The sequence below is a fragment of the Pseudooctadecabacter jejudonensis genome (genome assembly GCF_900172275.1).
Classification (GTDB): domain Bacteria; phylum Pseudomonadota; class Alphaproteobacteria; order Rhodobacterales; family Rhodobacteraceae; genus Octadecabacter; species Octadecabacter jejudonensis.
The window spans coordinates 522,122-545,420 of sequence record NZ_FWFT01000003.1 but is presented as its reverse complement, the minus strand read 5'-3'; the positions used below and the strand labels follow the sequence as shown (position 1 = coordinate 545,420).

At 57.0% G+C, this 23,299-nt stretch carries 20 protein-coding genes and 2 pseudogenes; 20 read left to right on the top strand and 2 right to left on the bottom strand.

The features are described from left to right. Positions 1–67: 67 nt before the first annotated feature. Together PSJ8397_RS11785 and PSJ8397_RS11780 are read left to right on the top strand one after the other, a co-directional pair. Positions 68–1,093, top strand: coding sequence for a glycosyltransferase (locus PSJ8397_RS11785; protein ID WP_235000712.1), 1,026 nt, complete (start codon positions 68–70; stop codon positions 1,091–1,093). Then, positions 1,090–2,010 carry a sulfotransferase family protein gene (locus tag PSJ8397_RS11780; protein ID WP_085864791.1) on the top strand — a complete coding sequence of 307 codons (921 nt, stop codon included), beginning with the start codon at positions 1,090–1,092 and terminating at the stop codon, positions 2,008–2,010. Before PSJ8397_RS11785 ends, PSJ8397_RS11780 begins: the two co-directional genes overlap by 4 nt. Here PSJ8397_RS11780 and PSJ8397_RS11775 read toward each other — a convergent pair. Beyond that, positions 1,962–3,083 (bottom strand): glycosyltransferase, encoded by a 1,122-nt coding sequence (locus PSJ8397_RS11775; RefSeq protein WP_085864790.1) that lies wholly within the window; start codon positions 3,081–3,083, stop codon positions 1,962–1,964. The two genes, PSJ8397_RS11780 and PSJ8397_RS11775, sit on opposite strands and share 49 nt — an antisense overlap. A gap of 484 nt (positions 3,084–3,567) precedes the next feature. On the opposite strand from PSJ8397_RS11775, the gene PSJ8397_RS11770 reads away from it, so the two are divergent. Next, on the top strand, positions 3,568–4,674 hold the full coding sequence (locus PSJ8397_RS11770) for a sugar transferase (protein WP_085864789.1): 1,107 nt from the start codon (positions 3,568–3,570) through the stop codon (positions 4,672–4,674). 204 nt (positions 4,675–4,878) lie between these two features. Further along, a pseudogene (locus PSJ8397_RS17265) lies at positions 4,879–5,328 on the top strand (integrase); the annotation flags it as partial. A gap of 169 nt (positions 5,329–5,497) precedes the next feature. Here the strand turns inward: PSJ8397_RS17265 and PSJ8397_RS11760 are convergent. Continuing rightward, complete coding sequence (locus tag PSJ8397_RS11760; protein ID WP_159453139.1) at positions 5,498–6,394, bottom strand: LysR family transcriptional regulator; 897 nt, start codon at positions 6,392–6,394, stop codon at positions 5,498–5,500. A 185-nt stretch (positions 6,395–6,579) separates the two neighbouring features. On the opposite strand from PSJ8397_RS11760, the gene PSJ8397_RS11755 reads away from it, so the two are divergent. From PSJ8397_RS11755 to PSJ8397_RS11690, 16 genes and pseudogenes are all read left to right on the top strand, one after another. Then, complete coding sequence (locus tag PSJ8397_RS11755) at positions 6,580–7,962, top strand: aspartate ammonia-lyase (protein ID WP_085864787.1); 1,383 nt, start codon at positions 6,580–6,582, stop codon at positions 7,960–7,962. 37 nt (positions 7,963–7,999) lie between these two features. Further along, complete coding sequence (locus PSJ8397_RS11750) at positions 8,000–9,013, top strand: amino acid ABC transporter substrate-binding protein (protein WP_085864786.1); 1,014 nt, start codon at positions 8,000–8,002, stop codon at positions 9,011–9,013. A 71-nt stretch (positions 9,014–9,084) separates the two neighbouring features. Next, positions 9,085–10,302, top strand: coding sequence for an amino acid ABC transporter permease (locus PSJ8397_RS11745; RefSeq protein ID WP_085864785.1), 1,218 nt, complete (start codon positions 9,085–9,087; stop codon positions 10,300–10,302). 1 nt (position 10,303) lies between these two features. Beyond that, positions 10,304–11,578, top strand: coding sequence for an amino acid ABC transporter permease (locus PSJ8397_RS11740; protein WP_085864784.1), 1,275 nt, complete (start codon positions 10,304–10,306; stop codon positions 11,576–11,578). Positions 11,579–11,587: 9 nt separating this feature from the next. Then, positions 11,588–12,349, top strand: a complete 762-nt coding sequence (locus PSJ8397_RS11735) for an amino acid ABC transporter ATP-binding protein (protein ID WP_085864783.1) — start codon at positions 11,588–11,590, stop codon at positions 12,347–12,349. A gap of 293 nt (positions 12,350–12,642) precedes the next feature. Further along, positions 12,643–12,999 (top strand): LysR family transcriptional regulator, encoded by a 357-nt coding sequence (locus PSJ8397_RS17040; RefSeq protein WP_159453138.1) that lies wholly within the window; start codon positions 12,643–12,645, stop codon positions 12,997–12,999. A 15-nt stretch (positions 13,000–13,014) separates the two neighbouring features. Continuing rightward, positions 13,015–13,572: pseudogene (locus tag PSJ8397_RS11725) on the top strand (LysR substrate-binding domain-containing protein); the annotation flags it as partial. Between the two features lie 66 nt (positions 13,573–13,638). Continuing rightward, positions 13,639–14,613 carry a tripartite tricarboxylate transporter substrate-binding protein gene (locus tag PSJ8397_RS11720; RefSeq protein WP_159453137.1) on the top strand — a complete coding sequence of 325 codons (975 nt, stop codon included), beginning with the start codon at positions 13,639–13,641 and terminating at the stop codon, positions 14,611–14,613. A gap of 133 nt (positions 14,614–14,746) precedes the next feature. Then, entirely contained in the window at positions 14,747–15,244 is a 498-nt protein-coding gene (locus PSJ8397_RS11715; protein WP_159453136.1) for a tripartite tricarboxylate transporter TctB family protein, read from the top strand. A gap of 4 nt (positions 15,245–15,248) precedes the next feature. Then, positions 15,249–16,739, top strand: coding sequence for a tripartite tricarboxylate transporter permease (locus PSJ8397_RS11710; RefSeq protein WP_085864778.1), 1,491 nt, complete (start codon positions 15,249–15,251; stop codon positions 16,737–16,739). 3 nt (positions 16,740–16,742) lie between these two features. Then, positions 16,743–16,943, top strand: a complete 201-nt coding sequence (locus PSJ8397_RS17260) for a sulfatase-like hydrolase/transferase (RefSeq protein ID WP_235000710.1) — start codon at positions 16,743–16,745, stop codon at positions 16,941–16,943. Positions 16,944–17,199: 256 nt separating this feature from the next. Then, positions 17,200–17,385: a hypothetical protein gene (locus tag PSJ8397_RS17255; protein ID WP_235000708.1), complete on the top strand. Its 186-nt coding sequence runs from the start codon at positions 17,200–17,202 to the stop codon at positions 17,383–17,385. Positions 17,386–17,421: 36 nt separating this feature from the next. After that, a complete protein-coding gene (locus PSJ8397_RS17250) occupies positions 17,422–18,255 on the top strand; it encodes a sulfatase-like hydrolase/transferase (RefSeq protein WP_235000706.1) in 834 nt (277 codons plus the stop codon). A 265-nt stretch (positions 18,256–18,520) separates the two neighbouring features. Then, positions 18,521–21,214 carry a hypothetical protein gene (locus PSJ8397_RS11700; RefSeq protein WP_085864777.1) on the top strand — a complete coding sequence of 898 codons (2,694 nt, stop codon included), beginning with the start codon at positions 18,521–18,523 and terminating at the stop codon, positions 21,212–21,214. A gap of 20 nt (positions 21,215–21,234) precedes the next feature. Further along, positions 21,235–22,089, top strand: a complete 855-nt coding sequence (locus PSJ8397_RS11695) for a hypothetical protein (RefSeq protein ID WP_143515450.1) — start codon at positions 21,235–21,237, stop codon at positions 22,087–22,089. A 247-nt stretch (positions 22,090–22,336) separates the two neighbouring features. Next, the gene (locus PSJ8397_RS11690) at positions 22,337–23,290 is read left to right on the top strand and encodes an SDR family oxidoreductase (protein WP_085864775.1); all 954 of its coding nucleotides are present in this window, start codon (positions 22,337–22,339) and stop codon (positions 23,288–23,290) included. The last annotated feature ends 9 nt before the right edge of the window (positions 23,291–23,299 follow it).

The following is a 23,299-nucleotide window of genomic DNA, read 5'->3' as shown; positions in this document are numbered from 1 at the left end:
CAGCTTATGCCTGTGGCTGCTTCACCGCATCAAGGGCAAACGCCCGGTCCCCGCGATGCCTGCCCCCATGAAGGTCAGTTTTCTGATCCCGGCCCACAACGAAGGCGCGATCATTGCCGAAAAGATCGAGAACACACTTGGTCTGTCCAACACAGGCGGACACGAGATTGAGGTTTTGGTCATTTCGGACGGGTCCACCGATGATACCGTCGCCAAGGCCCGCGGCATTGATGACCCCCGCCTGCGGGTGGTTGAAACGCCCGGGCGGTCGGGCAAACTCAAGGCGCTCAATCAGGCGTTGGAGCTTCTCAGCGGCGATGTGGTGATCTTCTCGGACGCCAATGCGCTGCTGTCCGATGGTGCCTTGGATGCGATCATGGTGCAGTTTGGCGACCCTCACGTGGGCGGCGTATGCGGCCAGATCACGGTCGAGGGTAAATCCAAAGGCGGCATTGCGGGGGCGGACGCGCTGTTCTGGCGGTATGATCAATGGCTCAAGGGGGTCGAAAGCGATCTGGGCGGTGTGGTGTCGGCGCAAGGGTCGATCTATGCCATGCGCCGCCATTTGACCGGCCCCATACCGCAAGGCGTTGCCGATGATTTCCTGATGTCCGTGCGCGGTGTGGCGCAAGGCTATCGGCTGGCCTTCGCCCCGCAGGCGCAAACCGTTGAACGGGTCACGGAACGGGTGGGTGATGAAATGGGGCGCCGCGTGCGCAGTACGGAAATGGGTTGGCGCGGGCTGATGATGATGCGGTCGGTCATGAACCCCGCGCGCACCGGGATCTATGCGTGGCAGTTGATTTCGCACAAATTTCTGCGCCGCCTGATGCCGCTGTTTCTGGCTGTCGCTTTCTTGGCCAACCTGGCCTTGATGGGAAGCGGGACGGGCTGGTTTGTCTTGGGGCTGTTGCAAATCCTGTTCTACGCTCTGGGCCTTGGCGCGGCCTATGTGCCCGCGATCCGTAGACTGCCCCTGGCCCCGAAAGTGATGTTCTTTTGCATGGGCAACCTCGCTATGGCGCTTGGGATCTGGAAATACTACCGCGGGGTCGAAAGCTCTGTCTGGACGCCTATTCGGGATGACGCATGATGGCGAAACGCATTTTTATCCTTGGGCTGCAGCGTTCCGGCACCACGTGGCTGGCGAATATGCTGGCCGCCCTGCCACAGGTCGCCGCCGTCGCCCATGAGGATCACCGCGGCGTCCATGAAAGCGTCTTCTTTTCGCATTTTGCGCGCGGGTTCGGGCCATGGCAGGATGCGGACGCGCGAAAGGCCTTCTGCGAGGCTTTCGCCGCAAGCGATTATTACCAACTGACCGAACATGAGCCCGAGTTGCTGCCGGAACTGGTCGACAGCAGCGATGATTACGGCGACGTCTTTGTGCGCGTCATGGACCTTTATGCCGCCGTCGAAGGCGCGGAGGCGTGGTTGGAAAAGTCACCGCATCATACGCTGATGGCGCGGCAGCTTTTGCGCGCGGCCCCGGATGCGCATCTGGTGATGGTCGCACGGCGCACGCAGGATCTGATCCTGTCGCGCCTCTATGGGTTTGGGCGCACACCGCAGGCCGGGATCAAACGTAAGCTGGATGTCCTGCGCGGCAGTCTGACGGCGGCCCTTTATCGACGTGAGATGCGCCGCCTTGCGGCCAGCGAAAACGCGCTCTTCGTCACCTATGAGGCGCTGAAAAACGACCCTGATCATGCGACCCGGAAGACCATCCTGTCGTTCCTTGAGATTGAGGCCGACCCCGCCCAGATGGAAAGCACCTATTCGGCCAACACCAGCCACACCAACGATGAGGCCCGCCAGCTCAGTCTGGATGAGCTGTGCATCATGTATCTGGGTTTGGGTCTTGCGCGTCTTGTGCCTTTGTCCGCGCTCAAGGCGGTGCAGCGTCGCCGGGCCCATCTGCGCGGGGTGGATTGGCCGGACTGGGTCTGGACGATGACGTCCTACGATCCCACGGTATCTGACCCGTCGGAGTTGTCCGACAAGGACTGAAAAAACGCCACATGGGCCTGCACGGCGCTGTCCTTGGTGTAGCCCGCAGCGATTTTGAATCCCTCGGCCTGTGCCGTTTCGCGGGCGACACGGTCCTGCGCGAACGCGGCGATCTGCTGGGCGAGCTGTTCGGGGTTCCGCGTGTCACACAACAGCCCCCCGCGACCACCGGCCAACAGATGCGCAGGCCCGAAGGGGCAATTGACCGAGGCCACGGGAACGCCGTGGGCCATCGCCTCAACCAAGACGTTGCCGAAACCTTCTACGTGGGAGGTGCACCAAAGCATATCCGCGCCCCTGAACGCCGTCTGCGCGTCAGGCACCGCCCCCGCCAATGTGACCACATCGCCCAAGCGCAACCGCGCAATCAAAGCCTGCAGCCGGTCCCGTTCCGGGCCGTCGCCATGCAGTGTCAACCGCGCATCAGGCTGGACCTTGTGCAGCTCTGCGAAAGCCTGAATTGCTAGGTCATAGCCTTTCTCGGGGCTCAGCCGGCCCAAGGTCACAAAGTGCCGCGCACGATCCGGCAGGGGGCGGGCGGTCGCGATGGCGTCCACAACCGGATTGGGCAGGACCACACAGGGCGGACAGCGACGACCAATCATGGCGCGGTGTTCGTCCAGAATGGGTTGCAAGGGGGCCGTGATCGCCACCGCATCCGGGTAAAGCTGCCGCATGATCGCACGGCGCAAAGGCGCGAAGCGGCGCGTGTCGAGGAAGGCCTGCAGGGGAATATGTTCGCCCAGCACAAGGCGCGGCGCGCGCCGACGCCCCATCCGCCGCGCGGCCAGCAGCGCCATCACATTGGCCGCATTCGTCGCCGTCCAGACCAGATCGACAGCTTCGCGGTGCAGCAGATAGGCCAGCACCTTCGATCCGCCCACGACTTTGGCGCCCTGCAGATCAAGCACTTGAACATGGGGCGGCACATGGTCCAACAAATCGCCCTTTCGCGACTGTAGGATCAAGATCACCTCAAGCCCGCTGTCATCGGGCCAGCGTTGTAGCAGGCTCAGCATCCCACGTTCGATCCCGCCGGTCCGCAGATGGGGCAATAGCACTGCAATTTTCATCGCGGGTTCCTTACGGCGGGGCGTTTCCAAGACGGGCTTTGCGCACAATGGCGCAGGACACTCCTACAGAACAGCCATAATGCGAGGGGTGAAATTATACGCCTTTTGCCGAATCAATCGGGCCACTTGCCGAATTTATCTTGGGTGAAATTTGGCCAAAATAGGGCACGGATTGTAAATTGTGTGGGCTCCTCAATTTTGACGTGTCTCCCTATTGTTTACCTTAGGGAAACAATAGGCTGCGTTTGCAGTCGAATGTTTGATCAAATCACTGATTTTATTCAAAAAAGAAGCAATTTCGCGCAGAGTTTCTACCTTTCTCGCGCAAAGGCTGAGACTGGTTGCCCTAAGGGTAAACAATTCGTTAATATTGAGGCGGAACTGAGGCATCTGCCGTCTCGGTTTTCAACGATCAACACAATCTGATGTAACGCGCAATTTCGTCTGACTTGCGCGAACCAAGAAATTTGGGACGACGCTGCCAATGTTGGATTCTTCTCCGTTCGATTTGAAAGCATTCGATGCGCATGTGCGCGCAACACGGGCGCGTACGTTGCAGGTCTTGCAACGCTCAGCGCCGGGTGGCTTCGTGCCGGTTTATCCGCGCTTTCATGCGGCCTACAACCGCATGATCGGTCTGGTCCTGTTCTTGGCAGCTCTCCCCCTTTTGGTGGTTTTGACTGTCTTGGTGTTGGTGATCCAGGGCCGTCCGATTTTCTACGCAGGGCCCCGCTTGGGTAAGGATCAGGTTTCGTTTAACATCTTCAAATTCCGCACTTTGGATACTGCCAAAGCCAAAGCCCTGACCGCAGACAAAGTGCTGCCGCGCAATTCCAATATCGAAACCCGCATGGGCAAGTTCTTACGTGGCTCCCGTTTGGATGAACTGCCGCAGCTGTGGAATATTGTGCGCGGTGATATGAACATCGTCGGCCCCCGACCGGTTCGCCCGGAATTGGCCCGCACGGAGCAAATGCTAAATCTGCACTACAATATCCGCTTTGCCGTTGTCCCAGGTTTGATCGGGCCAACCCAGGCCTATCTGTGCCACGGGACGTCCAAGCGCATCCGCGCCCGGTACAATTACGGCCTATGTTCGCGTCGCGTGTCCTACATTCGGGAAATTGCCCTGTTTACGCGTGTTGGCTGGGCTGTGTTGTCCACAACAGGGCGCTTGGTGATGAAGAAGCTTCGCCCCAATCAGGCGGCTGCGGACAGCGCGCAGACTGCACAGCTTTGGAATTTGCGCTTGAAGACTGCAGGCGGACAGGTGCTGCCGGCATTGGCCTTCGAGGGGATGAAAATCGGTCTGCCGCACGGTCAGAACATCACAGCCGGAATCTTGTTGATCGACCAAGCCAAGGGCCTGCGAAAGGCCAACGTGGTCCTGCGACGTCTAAGCGCGCCAGACGGCGATTTGACACATCAGGTCGTCCCAGCGGATGAGGTCGCAGTGCATTTAGTTGGACGATATTTGATGAAAGACGCCGTCGTTCAGCCGGTCCAACCCAGGCCGCGTCCGGAACATGACGTGGCAATCCTGCGGGGCAAGCGCCCGATCTTACGCCCGGAACAGACTGTCATTTCCTGATTGGCGAAACCAGGTCTCCGTGTTTGACATGACCACTTGCTGCGGCAATCCGGTCACATAAACCACCCCAATATGATGCAGCGAGGCAAGGTGATCTGTTCGTTGCACCTCACGGCTGCGTTGCGAACACTGGCTCATTCGCTGAGTGACCGCAGGGCGTGAAGCGTTCGACGCGCGCTTGGACGGTGGATCGGAGGGCAAAATATACCAAGGGTCCGACTTCCCGCAACCACCCCGAAATACAGAGCCTTAAACAAGAGGCGAATTATCGGTCAAAAGCGGTCATTTCTGCCAAAGCAGGTCTGGGCGATCCGGGCGAGACTTGAGTTGGCGGGTTATCTGCGCGATCTGAATTTGTTCAACGTCGCCATCGACAGCAAGCTGCGCGGCTGTGATCTGGTCAAAGTGGTCTTATCCGACCTGGTAAAGGATGATCGCGTTCGGGAACGCGTTTCAGTGACCCAAAGCAGGACGAAGCGCCCGATCCAGTTTGAGTTGACGGAAAACACGCGTGAAACTGTACTGTCCTGGGTCAAATCGCCCCAGATGTTTGCGTGCCGGTTTAAGTTTCCTGGTCGCTTCCATGACAGGCCACATATCTCAACACGACAGTATGGGCGGCTCGTTCGTGATTGGGTCGCATGGAACGGAATCTTACGCGTTTTGTTATTCTCGCACGAGCGAGGTTTCCCTTCAAAGCTTTCGTCTTCTTTGCATGATCCAGCTGTCGCAGAAGCCAAGTGTACGTTTCATTTCACTCGAGAAGGGCATTTGACGTCTGCGATCAGAAGGTGTGATCATCCTTGAGGTTCCCTGTCTGCCATCACTCAGCCAACAATCTGACTTTGTCCCAAAATCTTCCAGTTGATCGCGTCTCTTTTCTCTTGCCTTCATAAAGGCTGACTTTGATTGGTACCTCGAAGAGCCCCGCATCGGGAGAAATGTTCTGAAGCGTTCCTGCAGCAAGTTCATCTTGCACAAGAGCTTTGGGCAGCCAGGCGATCCCAAGTCCTTCAATCACTGCTGACTTGAGCGCCGCTGCAATCGAATCTTCGTAGACTGGCAAAAGGCTGGGTGGCTCTGGGCAGCGTTCAATCATCAGATTGGTCGTACGCCCCAGAAAGCTGATCTTGCTGTATTTCAGGTATGGCACGTCTTGGTCCCGAAGTGAGAAGACTGGCTCATCATGATCAACACGACTAACGGGGATTAGGCGATCTTCACCAATGCAATAGCTTGCTCGGTCAAGGACGTGATCACCCGTCTGGATATCCTTGTGAGAGTAGCACAGCATAGCATCCACATCGCCAGAAATCAGCGCTTCAATGCAGCCTGCAAAATTGTCTGCGACAATCTGAAAATAAGGTGCACGACCGTTCGGATAGAGGTTCTTTATCATATTTGGTACGTAGGAGACGGACAAAGACTGGAGTGTCGCAATACGTATTTTTTCTGATGATGCCCCTGCTTCGGACAGCTCCGTTCGGGATCTTTCCCATTCATAAATCATACTTTGCGCTGTCGGCAAAAACTTTTGACCGGCCTCCGTTAGAACGACAGGGTGAACGGAGCGGTCAATGATTTCCGCGCCCAGCGCGTATTCCAGCCGTTTGATCCGCCGTGTAAAGGCAGGTTGCGTCACATTCCGTTTCTCGGCGGCGCGCGCAAAAACCCCCGTTTGAGCCAGCGCGACAAAGTCCTGAAGCCAAGCAATTTCCACGACGATGCTCCTTTCCCTGAATCTCCAGCTGTACACAAAAGCATACAAATAAACATTGCCGTTTCGGTAATGCGCCTGCTGTTTTCGCAAGATGCACGACGAGCAATTAAGATGCCCAATCGGCATTTCCCAAATCAACAGCGTTTCGACCAACCTTAGGCCAACGGCAAAATAAGGTTTCAAAAATGCGCTGCGAACGAGACACGCTTGGTGAGGTGGAGATAGCGACGGACGACGCCTTCGGGAGCCAGACGGCGCGCGCTGTTCAGAACTTCCAGATCTCTTCTAAGCGGTTGTCCGACTATCCTGACATGGTGGCTGCGCTGGCGACGGTGAAGCTTGCTGCCGCGAAAGCAAATGCTTCGGTCGGCGCATTGTCCAAAGAAAAAGCGCAGCAAATCGCCCTTTCGGCTGAAGAAATAATCGGTGGCAAACACCACCAGCATTTCCCAATCGACATGATGCAAGGTGGGGCGGGCACCTCATCCAACATGAACTGCAACGAAGTCATCGCGAATGTCAGTCTGAAACGTATGGGCCATGCTTATGGGGACTACGCCCATTTGCACCCCAATGACGATGTGAACCGGTCACAGTCAACCAATGACGTGTATCCAACGGCCATTCGCATCGCGCTGTTGAACGGGTCTGCCAGTCTCTTGAAGGAGTATGGATTGCTCCGGGACTCTTTGCGGGCCAAGTCGGAAGAATTCAAATCCATCACCAAAGTGGGTCGTACACAGTTGCAGGATGCCGTGCCTATGACGGTTGGCGACGAATTTGGCGCCTTTGCCTCGACACTTTCAGATAATATCGAGCGCGTGCGTCAAACCCGTGAAACCCTACGTGAGGTCAATCTCGGCGGCACAGCAATTGGGAATGGCATCAACGCACCCAAAGGGTATCGCGAACGCGTCATCCAGATCCTGTCGGAAACCACCGGCTATGATTTCTACAGTGCTGAGAACCTGTTCGGCGCAACCTACGATCAAGGAGCACTCGTCCTCTTCTCAAGCGCGCTGAAAAGCGTCGCCGTCAAGCTTTCCAAGATTAGTTCTGACCTGCGCCTTTTGGCCAGCGGCCCACGTGCCGGCATCGGAGAGTTGCAGTTGCCCGCCGTTCAGGCCGGATCCTCCATCATGCCCGGTAAGGTGAACCCAGTGATCCCTGAAGTGGTCAACCAGGTGTGCTACGCGGTGATTGGCAACGATCTGACGGTCACGCTGGCGGCGGAGGCGGGCGAGCTACAGCTAAACGCAATGGAGCCTGTGCTGCTTCTGCGGTTGATGGATTCCATCAATCTGCTTGAGAACGCCATGCGAACCCTGCGCGAACGCTGCGTCGTTGGCATTAAGGTTGATACCGAACGGTGCGACGCGCTTTTCAAAAACAGCCTCATTCTGGCAACCGAGCTGGCGGTCCATGTCGGATACGACCGCGCCAGTGCGATTGCCTATCACGCCAAGAAAGAGGGGCTGGGCCTGATCGAGGCCATCAGAGCATCCCCCGATATCCCACCCGAGGTTCTGTCCGCGCTGACCGGACAAAGAACAGACCGCGTCGCATGACGCATTTCAAGTCAGCATCAAAACAGTGGAGGAAACCATGAAATTTCTTAGAAACGGAGCCGCCATCGCGCTCGCCTTTGCGCCGGTGTCCGGCTTTGCTGATACGCTCGAAGATGTGCAGGCGCGCGGTCAATTGCTGTGCGGCGTGAACACCGGTCTGTCCGGCTTTTCATTTACGGATGCGGACGGCAACTGGACCGGCTTTGACGTTGACATGTGCCGCGCGGTTGCGGCGGCGGTTCTAGGGGACGCCGACGCCGTGGAGTACATCCCGCTCACTGGCAAGACGCGCTTTACCGCGCTCAGCTCCGGTGAAATCGACTTCCTGTCGCGCAACACGACCTGGACCTATTCCCGTGACAGTGATCTTGCGGCCAACTTTGTTGGCACCAGCTATTATGACGGTCAGGGTTTTCTGACGCGGGCCGAATTGGGCGTTAGCTCCGTCATGGATCTGGATGGTGCAACGATTTGCATCAAGACAGGCACCACAACAGAACTCACCCTTTCCGAGTTCTTCCGCTCGAACGGCATGACTTATGAACCGGTGCCGATTGAATCAGATTCAGAAGCACAACAGCAGTACAATGCAAAGTCTTGCGATGTGTTCACCGCAGATGCCTCGGCTCTGGCTGCCAACCGCGCGAGCTTTGCCGACCCAGACGCCCACGTCATTTTGCCGGAAATCATTTCCAAAGAGCCGCTTGGGCCCGCTGTGCGTCACGGTGACGACCGCTGGCACGACATCGTTGGCTGGACGTTGAACGCGCTGATTGCTGCGGAAGAACTGGGTATCACGTCTGAGAACGCCCGCACGCTGGGAGACACGACGAACTCGCCTGAGATCAAGCGTTTGCTGGGTGTTGACGGTGATCTGGGTGCGATGAACGGATTGTCGGCCACATGGGCCCAAGATGCCATCGCGGCTGTTGGCAACTACGGTGAGATATTCGACCGCCATCTGGGCACCGACACCGTGATCGGCCTTGAACGGGGCCTGAACGCACAATGGTTCAACGGCGGGCTGCAATACGCACCTCCCTTCCGTTAATTGATCCTCCCTGAGATCAGCCGGGTCTTCTCCTGCTTGGCTGATCTCCCTTTCAGGCATTCGCTATGACTATGAACTCTACTCCGACGGAGAGCCCAGACGCCTTCCGCGTCTCGCAACTCCTTTCCGATACGCGATATCGGGCCAAAACGCTTCAGACCATTGCTGGTGTCCTTATCATGCTGTTCCTTGGATGGTTGGCCGCGAACACGCTGTCGAACCTCAATACCTTGGGCAAACCACTTTCGTTTTCCTTTCTGGGGGACAAAGCGGGGTATGACATCAATCAAAGACTGATCCCCTATACGGCCGAGGACACGCATCTGCGGGCGGCCCTGACGGGCCTGATGAATACGCTTGTTGTCGCTGTGCTTGGATGCCTGACTGCAACCATCCTGGGCCTGTTTATCGGCATTGCGCGGCTTAGCCCCAACGCCGGGCTTGCGCGCCTTGCCCGCGTCTATGTCGAAATTTTCCGCAACGTACCGCTGCTGCTTTGGTTGCTGTTGATCTTTGCGCTGTTGACCGAAACGCTCCCCGCACCGGATGCGTTTCGAGGAGAAGACCCGTCCGCGACCCTGATCTTTTCAGACAGCGTCGCGGTCACAAATCGCGGCGTCTTTGTGCCGAGCATCTCGTTCAACCAACCCCGGTTTGGCTGGCTTTTGCTTGGCTTGATCGCAGGACTGAGCGTTCTGGCGGGCCTACTGCGAAGCGCGGCAAAACGGCACCAGTCGAAGACAGGTCGTCCTGTGGCCCTCGGCCTTCCGATACTAGCGACCTGGGCTCTGTCCCTTATGGCGCTCGTTTACTGGGCCGGACCAACGGTATCCTACCCAGAGCTTCGCGGCTTTAACTTCAGGGACGGTATTCACCTGCGCACGTCCCTTGTGGCGCTGTGGCTTGCGCTGGCGCTGTATACTGCTGCCTTCATCGCGGAAATCGTGCGGGCGGGCATTACCGCCGTAAACAAAGGCCAAAAGGAAGCCGCAGCCGCACTTGGCCTGCGCGGCGGTCAAACCATGCGACTGGTCGTGCTGCCACAGGCGCTGCGCGTGATCATTCCGCCGTTGATCTCGAATTATCTCAATCTCACCAAGAACTCATCGCTTGCTATCGCAGTTGGCTACATGGACCTCACCGGGACATTGATGGGCATCACACTCAATCAAACCGGGCGCGAGTTGGAAACTGTTCTTCTTGGCATGAGCTTCTACCTCGCAGTCTCCATCTCAATCTCGCTTGTGCTGAATTGGTACAACGCCCGCGTTCAACTTCGGGAGAGATAATATGTCCCAGTCAAACGACCTTATCCCGCCCCGCCCAGCACCTCAGAGTGCGAACGGCATCCTAGGCCGCATCCAAGCGCTCGCGGCCCAAGGACCATCACATCTGATCCTGTCCGTGATCTCGTATGCTGCCATGGCGGCGATGATCTGGCTTATCCTGCGGTGGGCGATTTCGCCAACATGGACTGCCGGATCGCTGGCCGAGTGTCGCGAAATCCTGCAAGGCCAACACGGCAAAGCCTGTTGGGGCGTGATCAACGAACGGTGGTCGCAGCTTTTGATCGGCTTTTATCCAAAGGCGGAATTCTGGCGTCCTGCCTTGGCGTTCGTCCTGCTTGGATTGGCCATATTTGCAATGCTTCGGGTGAATGCACGGGCAATGGAACGCAAACTAGCAGTCATCCCCTTTGTCCTGACGCCCTATCTGCTCTGGGGCGGCCCAATCTGGAGTTGGGTCGTCCTGTTCGGGGCCGCTTGCCTATTGCTTGTTATGAACAAGTTGCTGCGATCCACCAACGCAAAGGCAGACTTTGCCATCAGGATTGCGTTCATCGGTGCAGCAGTCTGGCTGGCAATGAACATTTCCGATGCCTTGCCCCCCAGCCTCAAAGACCTTGGTCTTGAGCCTGTCAAAAGTCGTGAGTTCGGCGGGTTCTTGTTGTCATTCCTGATCGGGTTGTCCGCCATTCTGTTTTCGCTGCCCATGGGCGTTGCCCTTGCACTTGGCAGAACGTCAAAGCTGCCGCTTCTACGCGTTGTCTCGACGGGCTTTATCGAATTCATCCGTGGCGTTCCCCTGATCACACTGCTTTTCATTGCGTCCACGTTGCTCAACATCTTTCTACCGCCAGGAACAAATTTCGACATCATCGTGCGCGTAATCATCATGGTGACGCTGTTCGCATCCGCCTATATCGCCGAGATTGTGCGCGGCGCCTTGGCCGCCGTCCCCAAAGGACAAACAGAAGGGGCAGCCAGCCTTGGGCTGAACTACTGGCAGACCCAACGTCTGATCATCCTGCCCCAAGCCTTGAAGATCTCGATCCCTGGCATCGTGTCGACCTTCATCGCAGTCTTCAAGGATACGACGCTCGTGTCCATCATTGGCCTGCTCGACCCGCTGGGGCTTGCAAACAACATCCGCGCCGACAGCGCCTGGACCGGAATCGTCTGGGAAATCTACGGCTTCGCGGCGCTCATCTTCTTCATCTTCTGCTTTGCCATGTCCCAGTACTCCATGTGGCTGGAACGGCAATTGCAAACCGGACATCGCTAGGAACACCCCATGAAACACGCCGTCCAACAAACCCCCGACACTGCAATCCAGATCACCGGCCTGAACAAATGGTACGGGGCCTATCACGCCCTGCGCGACATTAATCTAACGGTGAGACGCGGCGAAAAGATCGTGATCTGCGGGCCGTCTGGGTCAGGCAAATCAACGATGATCCGCTGCATCAACGCGTTAGAAGAACATCAAGAAGGGCAGATCACTGTGGACGGCACGGTGCTGTCGTCCGATCTGAAAAACATCGACACTGTCCGATCCGAAGTCGGGATGTGTTTTCAGCACTTCAACCTGTTCCCGCATCTGACGATCCTGGAGAACTGTACTCTCGCCCCGATCTGGGTGCGCAAAATCCCGCAGGCCGAAGCGGAAGCGACGGCGATGCACTATCTGGAAAAGGTCAAAATCCCCGATCAGGCGCACAAGTATCCCGGCCAGTTGTCAGGCGGCCAGCAGCAACGTGTCGCCATCGCCAGATCCCTGTGTATGAAGCCTCGCATCATGCTCTTCGACGAGCCGACATCGGCGCTTGATCCTGAGATGATTAAGGAGGTTCTCGACACAATGGTGGCCCTCGCCAACGATGGGATGACGATGCTCTGTGTCACCCATGAGATGGGTTTTGCCCGTCAGGTCGCAGACCGCGTGATCTTTATGGATCAGGGCCAAATCGTTGAAGAAAACACCCCCGAGCCCTTCTTCGAGAGTCCGAAAAACGACCGCACTAAGCTGTTTCTCAGCCAGCTTCTTGGTCATTAATCGTCCTGAACAGTGCAAATAAGTTGTATATATCTGCACGCTTGGGAGGCCGGATCAGAACCGAAAGCCGGCGTCAAAAGTGGATGGACGCCGACAACACCACCCGCCGGCATTTCGCACGTGCCGGCGAACGACCCGTTGTGATCAATTGGCAGCGAATGGCAGAATCCAAACCCGATCAGCAGGTGAAAAAAGTAGCTTTATCTACGCCAGATACCGTCCAACAATGGGGAGTAGCTCACCGGAAACACGCTATAGACAGTGGGGGCCTTGAACCGCCAGTGTCCCCAAGTATGACCTTAAGAATCCGGCTTAAACATCTTCCGGCGTTTCGCGCGATCATGAATGCGGGGTCGATTACGGCGGCGGCCCGTATGGTTAACCTGTCGCAACCTGCGATCAGCCGGTTGCTGGCTGTTTTGGAGGAAGAACTTGGGTTCAAGCTTTTCTACCGTCGGGGACGCCGCCTTGTTGCGACCGTCGAAGGGCAATCGTTCTTTCGCCGCATCGAGGGAACGCTGAGCGGCATTGACGACATCCCCTCAATCGCGGCGGATGTTCGGGTCAACAGCTACGGGCGGTTGCGCATTTGCAGCATCGGCCCCCTGCTTTTGGGGGATTATCTGCCGAAAGCAACGGCGCGCTTTTAAGGAGAGTTTCCGGACGCCAAAGTCACGATGGAATGGCGGCGGCGCGAAGACATCGACGAATGGGTGTCAAGCCGTCAGGCCGACATTGGCTTCACGCTTTTGCCAATCGAAAGCAATTCCGTGACCTGGCGCAAGCTGATCACAGTGCGTGCTGTGGCGATCTTTCCCAAGGGCCACCGTTTTGACGGGCGCGAGACCGTACATGCGTCCGAGCTACGGGATGAGACGACAGTTCTGCCGAAACAAAACGTGCGCCTCAGGCAGTATAGCGACGCCGCCATGTTCGGCGATCAGGGCGATATGCGCGTTGATATCGAAACCTCGACCGCCGTGACCTCCTGCCATCTGGTGGCCAACAATGTCGGTGTCGGCATCAGCGATCGGTTCAGTGTTTCCGGTCTGGGCCGCGACCGGTTGGCGATCGCGCGCCTGGAGCCGGAGCTGACCCTAACCTATTGCGCAATTTGGCCCAAAGATCGGGAGCCCTCACAGCAAGCCATGGATTTTCTGGATGCGGTCGCACAGGTCGGTGGCGAATTTTTTGAAGCCTTTCCAGAGGCTTGCCCTGTGTGATCCTCTGAGACTAGGCGCGGGAGGACGCGCATGTGCCAACATCTCGGGCACACAAGAGAGGAAAAAATGCTGAAAAAAACAACAACTGTTACGGCGGCTCTGGTGGCCGTTCTGGCCACGCCTGCACTGGCGGAATGGCCCGAGCGGCCCATCAACATCACCGTACCGTGGCAGGCCGGGGCTGGCGCCGTCGACCAGATGACGCGTCAGTTGCAGGCCACCGTGGCCGAGGGTGACTTGTCGTCCCAACCGATCACCGTCTTCAACGTCGGTGGTCCGAACCCCGTGGGATTGCGCCAGTCCATGTCCGCGCCGGCTGATGGCTACAACTTCGTCGTCGTGCACACCGCCATGATGACGCTTGAGGCCGCGGGCAAGATCGATTTTGGCTATCAGGATTTTGAACCTGTGGCGCGTTTGGGGCAGTTCTGCCAGACGACGTCCGTTCACAAGGACACGGGCATCACCTCGCTGGATGAGCTGCTTGAAAGGGCCGCGTCAGAGCCAAACACATTGGTCCATGGCGCGAACCTTGGGGCGATCAACCACGTCTATGGCATTATGGTCGAAGACCTGATGGAAGGCGCGGAGTTCCGCTTTGTCCAGACGGGCGGTGACGCAGGCACCTTCCCTGAAATGAAGGGTGGGCGCGTGCAGGTTACGGGCTATTCCGCCGCCGGTGCCACGAACTTCGCCCTGGGTGCCGACGGCGCGCCGGACCCCGAAAGCCCGGTGCAGATGCTGGCCTATGCGGGGCCAGAGCGTCACCAGAACTTCCCCGATGTGCCGACCTTTGTTGAGCTTGGCCATGACCTGATCTTCTGCGTGGATGGCTGGTACTTTGCGCCCGCAGGCACGCCGCAAGAGGCGATTGATGGCTTTGCCGCGATGATCGAGGCCTCATTGGCCGATGAAGGCATGCAGACCTTCCTCGACAGCAAGGCGATGGTCGGCAACTTCCAGGCTGGCGATGCTCTTAGCGCCGAGATGGATCGGCAATGGGCCGCCATCAAGGATGTCGCCGCGCGCGCCGCAAATTAAGAGGATGCGCTTGGGTGAAATGGGCGCGGTGTGCCGATGAGTGTGCCACGCCCGTTTTCCCGGATCCTAGTTCCTCTGGATGAAACGAAACCGCGATTGGTGTGCCCCCGCGCAGCCAGTCCACAGGGTCCTTATGCAACGCTATTTTCTCCCACTCGAGGCTTTGGTGTCCGCTGGCCTGTTTGGTGTCAGCGCCATCTTTCTGGTATCATCGCTGGGCTTGCCTGCGGGCACGTTTGACCCGCTTGGGCCGGGGGCAGCGCCGGAAATGGTCTCTGGCTTGCTGTGCCTTTTGTGCTTGGTTGTGCTGGTGCGGGGCATGCGGCGCGCAGCAACCGGTGCCGAAAACGAGGTAGAGGTTGCCGTCGACATCATCAAGCGCGAGGGCGAGGAAAGCCCCTTTGCACTGGCCGGGTTCTTTGGCCTGCTTGTCGCCTACCTTCTGGCGTTCCAGTTCCAGCTTGGCCATTTCATCGCCATTACCATTCCTTTTGTTTTTGCCACGGTGCTGCTTTTGGGGGGCCTGAGCTTGCGCAATGGTCTCATTGCGCTGCTGCTGTCTGTTGGGCTGTCGGTCGGCTTTTTCTATGTGATGACGGATTTCTTCACCATCCGCCTGCCGGGGATCTAGGGTCATGATCGACGGTCTTCTCGCCACGTTTGAGCCGTTCCAGATGCTGATGATCTTCATCGGTGTCTTCTCTGGCATCATCGTCGGCGCCATCCCGGGGCTGACCGGTTCGATGTTGATCGCCCTGACCTTGCCGATCACGTTTCATATGACGCCGCTGCACGCGACCAGCCTGTTGGTGGCGATGTATGTAGACTCGATCACCGGGGCGCTGATCTCAGCCACGCTGTTGCGCATGCCCGGCTCACCGGCGGCGGTCATGACCACGCTGGACGGCTACCCTTTGGCCAAATCCGGCCAACCGGGCGGCGCGTTGGGCCTGGGCATCGCCGCGTTGTTCTGGGGGTCGCTCTTGGCCTGGATCGCGCTGGCCACATTAACCAAGCCGCTGTCAGAGCTGGCGGTGATCCTTGGCCCATTCGATTACTTTGCGCTGGTGATGATGGCGATGGTACTGATCGCCTCCGTCGCGGGCGGCGATATGATAAAGGGGCTGATCGCGGGCTTCCTTGGTATGCTGGTGACCTTCCCGGGCATTGATCCGTCGGGGGGCGAGATGCGGCTGATGTTCGGCGTCGATGGCCTGATCGGCGGGTTCAAATTTCTGCCCGTGCTGATCGGTGTCTTCGCGGTCAGGCAGATCTTTGCGGACGTGCTGACCATCAAGCACAGGCCTGAGCCGGTGATCAACACCAACAAGGGCCTGTTCATGTCCTGGGGGGACCTGCGACGGTTCTCGCCCAATATCCTGCGCTCCTCCTTCATCGGGACCATCGTAGGGATCCTGCCAGGCGTGGGGGCCTCTGTGGCCTCGGCGATTTCCTACCTTGTCGCGCGGCTGCAATCCAAAACGCCAGAGAAATTCGGCAAAGGGTCCGAAGAAGGCATCGTCGCCTCAGAGGCCGCAAACAACGCCAGCGTCGGCGGGGCGCTGATCCCGCTGCTGGCGCTTGGCATTCCAGGTTCGGTGGTGGACGCGATCCTGATCGGCGCGTTGACCATCCATTCGATCCAACCGGGGCCGCTCATGTTCGCCTCGAACCCCGATATTGTCTGGAACGTTATCGCTGTCGATCTGGTGGCCACGTTTGTGATGTTCGCGCTGATGCTGGGCCTCGTGCGCTTTTACATCCGCGTGGCAGCCGTCCCCAAAACATACCTTCTGCCGGTGATCATGGTCTGCTGCGTCGTCGGGGTCTACTCTCTCAACAACACGATGTTCGACGTCTGGACCATGTTGGGCTTTGGCGTCGTGGGCTTTCTGCTGGAACGCGCAGGCTTTTCGCTGGGACCCTTCGTGATCGGTTATATTCTGGCCAAGGTGGCCGAGGCCAAGCTGCGTCAGGGCCTGATGTTCACCGATGGCGATATCTCTCCGCTGTTTACCTCACCCCTGTCCGCGTCGCTGCTGGTCATCGCGGTGATCCTGCTTGTCTGGTCGCTCCGCCCGGAACGCCGCCGAAAATCCGCCGCACGCCACGCCAAAGGGGCCTAGTCGATGAAAACCGTTTTCCTTTTGTTTGACAGCCTCAATCGCCGCGCGCTCAGCTGCTATGGCGGCGACACGGTGACGCCAAATTTCCAGCGGCTCGCGGATCGGGGCATCACCTTCGACAACCATTATGTCGGCTCATTGCCCTGCATGCCGGCGCGGCGCGACATCATGACCGGGCGGCTGAACTTCATGCACCGCTCCTAGGGGCCGCTGGAGCCGTTTGACCAGACCGGGTCAGAGATCCTGAAGGCCAACGGCACCTACAGCCACCTGATCACCGACCATTACCATTACTTCGAGGATGGCGGGTTGAACTATCAAAACCGATTTAACTCCTGGGAGCTTGAGCGTGGTCAGGAATGGGACCCCTGGAAAGCGGTGGTGGACGCGCCCTTTTGACCACTTCAAACAGACCTACCACCCCCTGCAATACGAAGAGGAAGGCGGGCGCGCGCGCGGCATGATCAACCGCCATTTCATCGCGCGCGAGGAGGACTATTCAATGGCCCGCACCTTTCAGCGGGGGATCGAATTCCTCGACCAGAACGGACAGGCGGACAACTGGTTCCTGCAGCTGGAGTGTTTTGACCCGCATGAGCCCTTCGCCGCGCCAGAGGCGTACCGCGAACACTATCCCACCGGCTAAGACGGCCCGATCCTCGATTGGCCGCGCTACAAACGTGTGGAGGAGACCGAGGACGAGATTGCCGAGATCCGGGCCAATTACGCAGCACTGGTCACGATGTGCGACGCCTATCTGGGCAAGTTGCTCGATTACTTCGACGCCCATGACCTTTGGCAGGACACCGCGCTGGTCGTGTCAACGGACCATGGGTTCATGCTGGCCGAACATGACTGGTGGGCCAAAAGCCGGATGCCGTTTTATAACGAGATCGCGCGTATCCCGTTCCTGATCTATTCGCCTGCGCATGCGCATCTGGGCGGCGAGCGCCGCAAGAGCCTGACGCAGAATATCGACATTATGCCGACGCTGCTTGATTTCCACGCGGCACCGATCCCGGGTACCGTCACGGGGCATTCCCTGCGCGGCGTGATGGACGACGACACGCCTGTTAGACGCGCCGCAATCTACGGCCAGTTCGGAGCCGCGACCAACGTGACCGATGGGCGCTACACCTACTTCAACTACCCCGATAACATCGCTGATCAGAAGATTTTCGAATACACGCTGATGCCGAACCACCAGCAGGCCCCCTTCGCCGTCGAAGAGTTCGAAGGCGCGTCCCTTGTAGAAGGTTTCGGCTTCATGCGCGGCTATCCGGTCCTGAAGCTTCCCGCCCGCCCTCACCCGCGCCGCGGGCAGGGATCGGTGATTGCCGATACACAAACGGTGCTGTTCGATCTGCACGCAGACCCGGGCCAAATGCGTGCGATCCGAAACGAGGCGGTGGAAGACATCCTGCGCAGCGCCACGGCAGAGATTTTGCAAGACCACGAAGCACCCCAGGAGGCGTATGAACGACTGGGCCTTTTGGCGTTGGACGGCGTCGACTAAGGGGGCTTATGCGTGCCGGGGGCGTTCGTCGGAATTGACGGCTTGGGCGGCAAAACCTTCAATCGGTCGCCACGGTTGCACACATCCGGCTTGTCCAACGATCACTGAGTTGGAGTGCCTTACGGTATCGCATATGCAGCGAACACCCAATGGGCGCAGTGTCGTCGCGCTTGAATGCAACGGCGAAATCCGTCAATCTCATCCTGAAGAAAGACCGCTTGAGATAAATTATTTAACATTTCATGATCTAAATTGATGGTGCAATATGGCCTCTTCCGCACTTAGTCATCTCCGTCAAATCATTGATGACGGCACACACGATCCCGACACGATCTACCAGAAGCAATTAAGCTGGTTTGTTGAGACATCAGACCCGGTTGAAGGGGCCTATGTCGAATATGTGGTCCGCCCGATGTACGAATTATTCGGCAAGCGGGCTTTGCATTTGGAGGATGCGGACCGCCACAGGTTCGGCAAAGTTGTTCAATGGATGTCCAATCATGCGCAGGACAGTCCTTGGACCGGTTTTGACAAGTTTCAGCATTTTGTTGCCGGACAATATCTGTCCCATGAATATGGCTATTGGGCATCAGCGACAGCAGGTGTCGGCGTTGAGATTTTTGACGAATTCAAAGCGAAATGGCTGACCTTTTCCGATTATGTGGGGCTTACAGAAAACGCGTTGCGCCCGCACCATGTTGGCTTTGATACAGTCGATGCCGACTTCACGCTTCAGGGCGCTTTGTGGGCGGATGTCGTTGACGATTTGACCCCTGCGCATCGGCTTAGCTTTTTCCGGGCTGTGACGTCGAGCGGGTCTCGCTATTCGGAATTCTTCGCTCCGGCGTCAAACGGGGCTGCAAACGCCGTATCAGAAGACGCCTTTTCCCTTGTCACGTCTTCTTATGATTTTGATGAGACGCTCGCGCAATTAGGGCTTCCGGCAGAGCTTAACGATTATCTCAAAGACCCGGAAAACGACGCTTCAAATTATGTCTTGCGCCGCACTTTGAAGAAATTCCCAGGTGTTACCCCCGAGAATCCGCAGGCGTTAAAACAACCCGATGAAGCCCTACCTGCAGTCCTCTTGAATGCGGTCGATAAGGTGAAGTTCGTTGACGTCAGCACGCTTGTTCCGTCCGAGTGGACCACGCAGCAATTGGCAGAGTTCGAACGCAAAGCGGATGCTCTCAAAAAGGCGAATGCGCAACTCAGCGCCAAGGAATTACGTTACCAAACTTACAAAACACAAAAGAAACAACTGGATAACGCATATTCTGTGGTGTCGGGTGTCAATGACATCCTGTCTGTTTTTTTCCCAGACTCGCCAGAACTAGACAAGGCCTTTAAAGCCTTCAAGGTTGTGCACAAGATCGCCTCCATCACCACGGCCCTCAACTTCAAGCAGATCGGCGCGATGGCGGCGTTTGGGGGGTATGCGGCAGCCTTTTCGTTGGCGGCCGGGCTTTTTGGCAAACGCAAAGACCCCAATGCGCAAGTTTATAAGATGCTTAACGCATTGATGAAACAGGTTGCGAAATTGTTTGAAGCGATCCGGGTGATGCGCCGCGAAATGCACGAGCGCTTCGACCAGCTTACCAAACAGCTGCGGGATCTAAGCTTGCAAATTGCTGAGCTTACCGAGCTTGTTGAGGCCGGACACGCCCGTATTGAAGATAAGCTGGCCCGGATCGAAACTGTTTTGGCCCGCGATCTGCCGAAAATCATTTCAACCCAGCAAGACATCATCCGCCTGATGTACCGGATCGAAGAAAACAACCTGCTATCGGAGGTTGACGGCCTGTTCTTGACGCGCCTGCGCCATGACACCCCGGTCGCCTTTGACCATTATTTGGAAAAAGGACCGGTCAATCTGATCAGTTGGGTGCGCAATCACGGGTTGGACGCATCGCATGCCCGCCAGATTGGGTCACCAGGAGCACATACAAAACTGGCAGAGCTGAGCAGTTCGCGTCAGTACAAGGGCCGGCTTTTGCATCAAGACGGAAGTCTTCTCTCAGAGCGTCTCGCAGATTTGGTTGAAACGGATCCCGATACCGGCGCACAGTATTTTGACGTGATTGATCGGTTTTTGCTGTTGGAGATCATTCAGTATTACAACACGCTTGTGGCCGTGTTTCCTGAATTCAACTTTGCGGCCCCACGGGACAGTGAAGATGTTGCGAATGCCAAAGACGACATCAAAGAGCTGTTGCGCTTTATCCAAAAGCATCAGGAACTGGCGCAAAGTGTGTTCTTTGACGTGGCTGAAATCTCAGACAAGGCCGCAGTCGACCGCGGTTTTCTTGGGGTTCTTTATGGCATGCTGCGGCATGACATCAATGACTTGAGGAGCCGTGTTTACAGAGAGCAAATTCGCCTGCAACGCTCAACGTCTAATGCACAAGCACGCGAAGTGGACCTTCTTGCCCTTACGCATATCGACAGCCTCAAGAACCCGGGCACAACCTGGATCCAAGGCCCACTGGATGATCCAACATTTGATAAAACACCTTTGGCAGTTTTCGAGGATCCGCAAAGGTTTGAACGTCTGCTGGAATTGCTTTTTGATGATGCGGACCGCACAGAAGAGATGTTGGAGGCCCAGCACACCGAAGCGGCTGAGCTTTTGACAACACCGGAAAACGAGGCTGCTGTGGAAGAGGCACGGTTCAACAGCCCGTTGCCGATGTCTTTGATCAACCGGCTTCGAAACATATCGTGTTTTGTCGAAAGTGACGCAGGTGACGAGGTCGCGATCAAGCTGGACTTGGGATCTGAATGGTTGCTCAAGCTTCCCGTGGAGATCGCGTTGCAAATCGCCGATGGCTCTGCGGTTTTTGAGTTGGAGATAGAGGAAGAGCGGCTCGAGACCTATAATACCTTGGCTGATATCCCCAGAGGGGTCCCACGGGGAGGGCGAACGGATCGGCACGGGCGCACCTTTATCGATCCTTAAATCAGGACAGGAGACAAACCATGAGTTGGACAAAATGGAACGGTCGTGCTGTCGAAGGCGGAAGGATGGTGAATTCTGCGCGCTTTTACACGCGCTATCGGGGCAATCTAAAGGTGACACTTCGGGTCAAAAAGCGCCCACAAGATGGGGGCGACGTGCTTCTGACATCTGTTGTCGAGGTGCCGATACCAGACCAAACCTATGAAGCAAAGATCAGCCACACCGATAGCATTCGCGCCAAGCAAGGGAAGATGGCCAAAACAATTGCGGAAGATTTCGAGAAACGGATCAAGAAATATCTCTCCGATGTTGATCGCAACGCTTTCAGACGCGCGATGGCATATGAGGCGCCCGCGGGAAAGGCGGCTTATCTCACTCCATTGCGCAAAACCCTGATCGAACAAGTATATAATCTCACCAGCCAATCAGACGAATTGGACCAGCTCATAGATACGGTAGAGGCGATCACTGCTTTTGTCGAATTGGGCCTTTTGGACGCACTGGATCAAATCAACCCAGAAATGCAGGCTGCTTTGACACGGTTTCGGCGTGCCAAACTTTTCCTGGGAGAGGCGGGCGTCAAGGCCGGCTTCCAGGACACGCTTAACGGTCTGACTGATGAAGTTTCCGCGCCTCTTGGCGATCAGGGCCTGTACGGACTTGGTGGGAAATGCCTGGACCAGCTCGATTTGGCGGCATGGGATTTTATGGCGTCGCTCTACGATCTTTTGCTGCTAGTGGCCGATACACAAGACATCGCCGAAGTGGACCGGTTCAACGCAACAAGCGCAGATTTGAAGTCCGCGCAAACGATGCTTCAGGGGCTGCTCGCATATTCCCAAACGTATCATGACAGCACGGATCTTGCCGGATAAATCATAGGGGCCATGACGGCCCATCTAGGATAGACGTAAACGGCGATAATGTCTGACGTCGCCAATCTAACCCTTGGGCGACACGGGTTTGAGGCGAATTTGGAGAGCGACTTTTCTGTCCTGGGAAAGGTGCGACGGTTGAACAAACATCGAAACGGATATCATCTGTTTGCCGCCATGGGTGGGTGCGATATGTGCTTGCAAACAACACATCAAGCCGCGCGCCGAGACGTGCAGAGGACGGAAAATGACAAACACACCTTTCGGCCCCAAAGGCTGGACACCTGCGCGTCTTGGCGATCAATCGGGTAAGACCTTTCTTATCACAGGCGCCAACTCTGGCACGGGCTTTCAGGCGGCGCATACTCTTCTGAAGACGAATGCCAAGGTGGTGATGTTGAACCGCTCTGCGGAGAAATCGCAAGCGGCCATCGCGGAGTTGAAGCGAGAATTCGGCACAGATGCAGACGTGTGCTTTGTCCGCATGGACCTGTCCGTTTTGGAGAGCGTGCGCGAGGCCGCTACTGAGGTTCTGAAATCCGTATCCCGTATCGATGCGCTGATCAACAACGCGGCCATCGCGCAAGTGCCGACACGGCAGCTGACTGTTGACGGGTTTGAAAGTCAGCTTGGCACCAATCACATGGGGCATTTTCTTCTCAATGGGCTGCTGTTCGACCGCATCGCGCAAAGCAAAGGCCGGATCGTAGTTGTTGCCAGCCTTGGTTATAATATGGGCCTCAAGACGGTTCGGTTCGACGACTTGAACTGGGACGGGGGCTACGGCGCGAACGCCGCCTATTCGCAAAGCAAGCTGGCGCAGATGATGTTCGCTTACGAATTACAAGACCGCTTGTCAGCTGCACGACGCAAGGACGTTGAGGTTTATGTGTGTCATCCAGGGTCGTCCTCGACATCGCTGATCACGACCAGCGGCAGCCGCACGATGCGTTTCATTTGGTGGCTTATGACCAAGACGCCATTGGTCCAGACTGCGGAACAGGGCGCATATCCTGAGATCATGTGCGCGACCGAAAAGGCCCTGACCGAGCAACGCGCGCTTTATGGTCCGACAGGCCGGTTGGAGATGGTGGGCCCTGTCGGCAAGGGGACGTTGAACGCCCACGCCCTCGACAAGGCTGTCATGACCCGGCTTTGGGAGGTATCCGAGCAGGCCGTCGGCCACGAATGGCACCTTTGAAAGACCTTG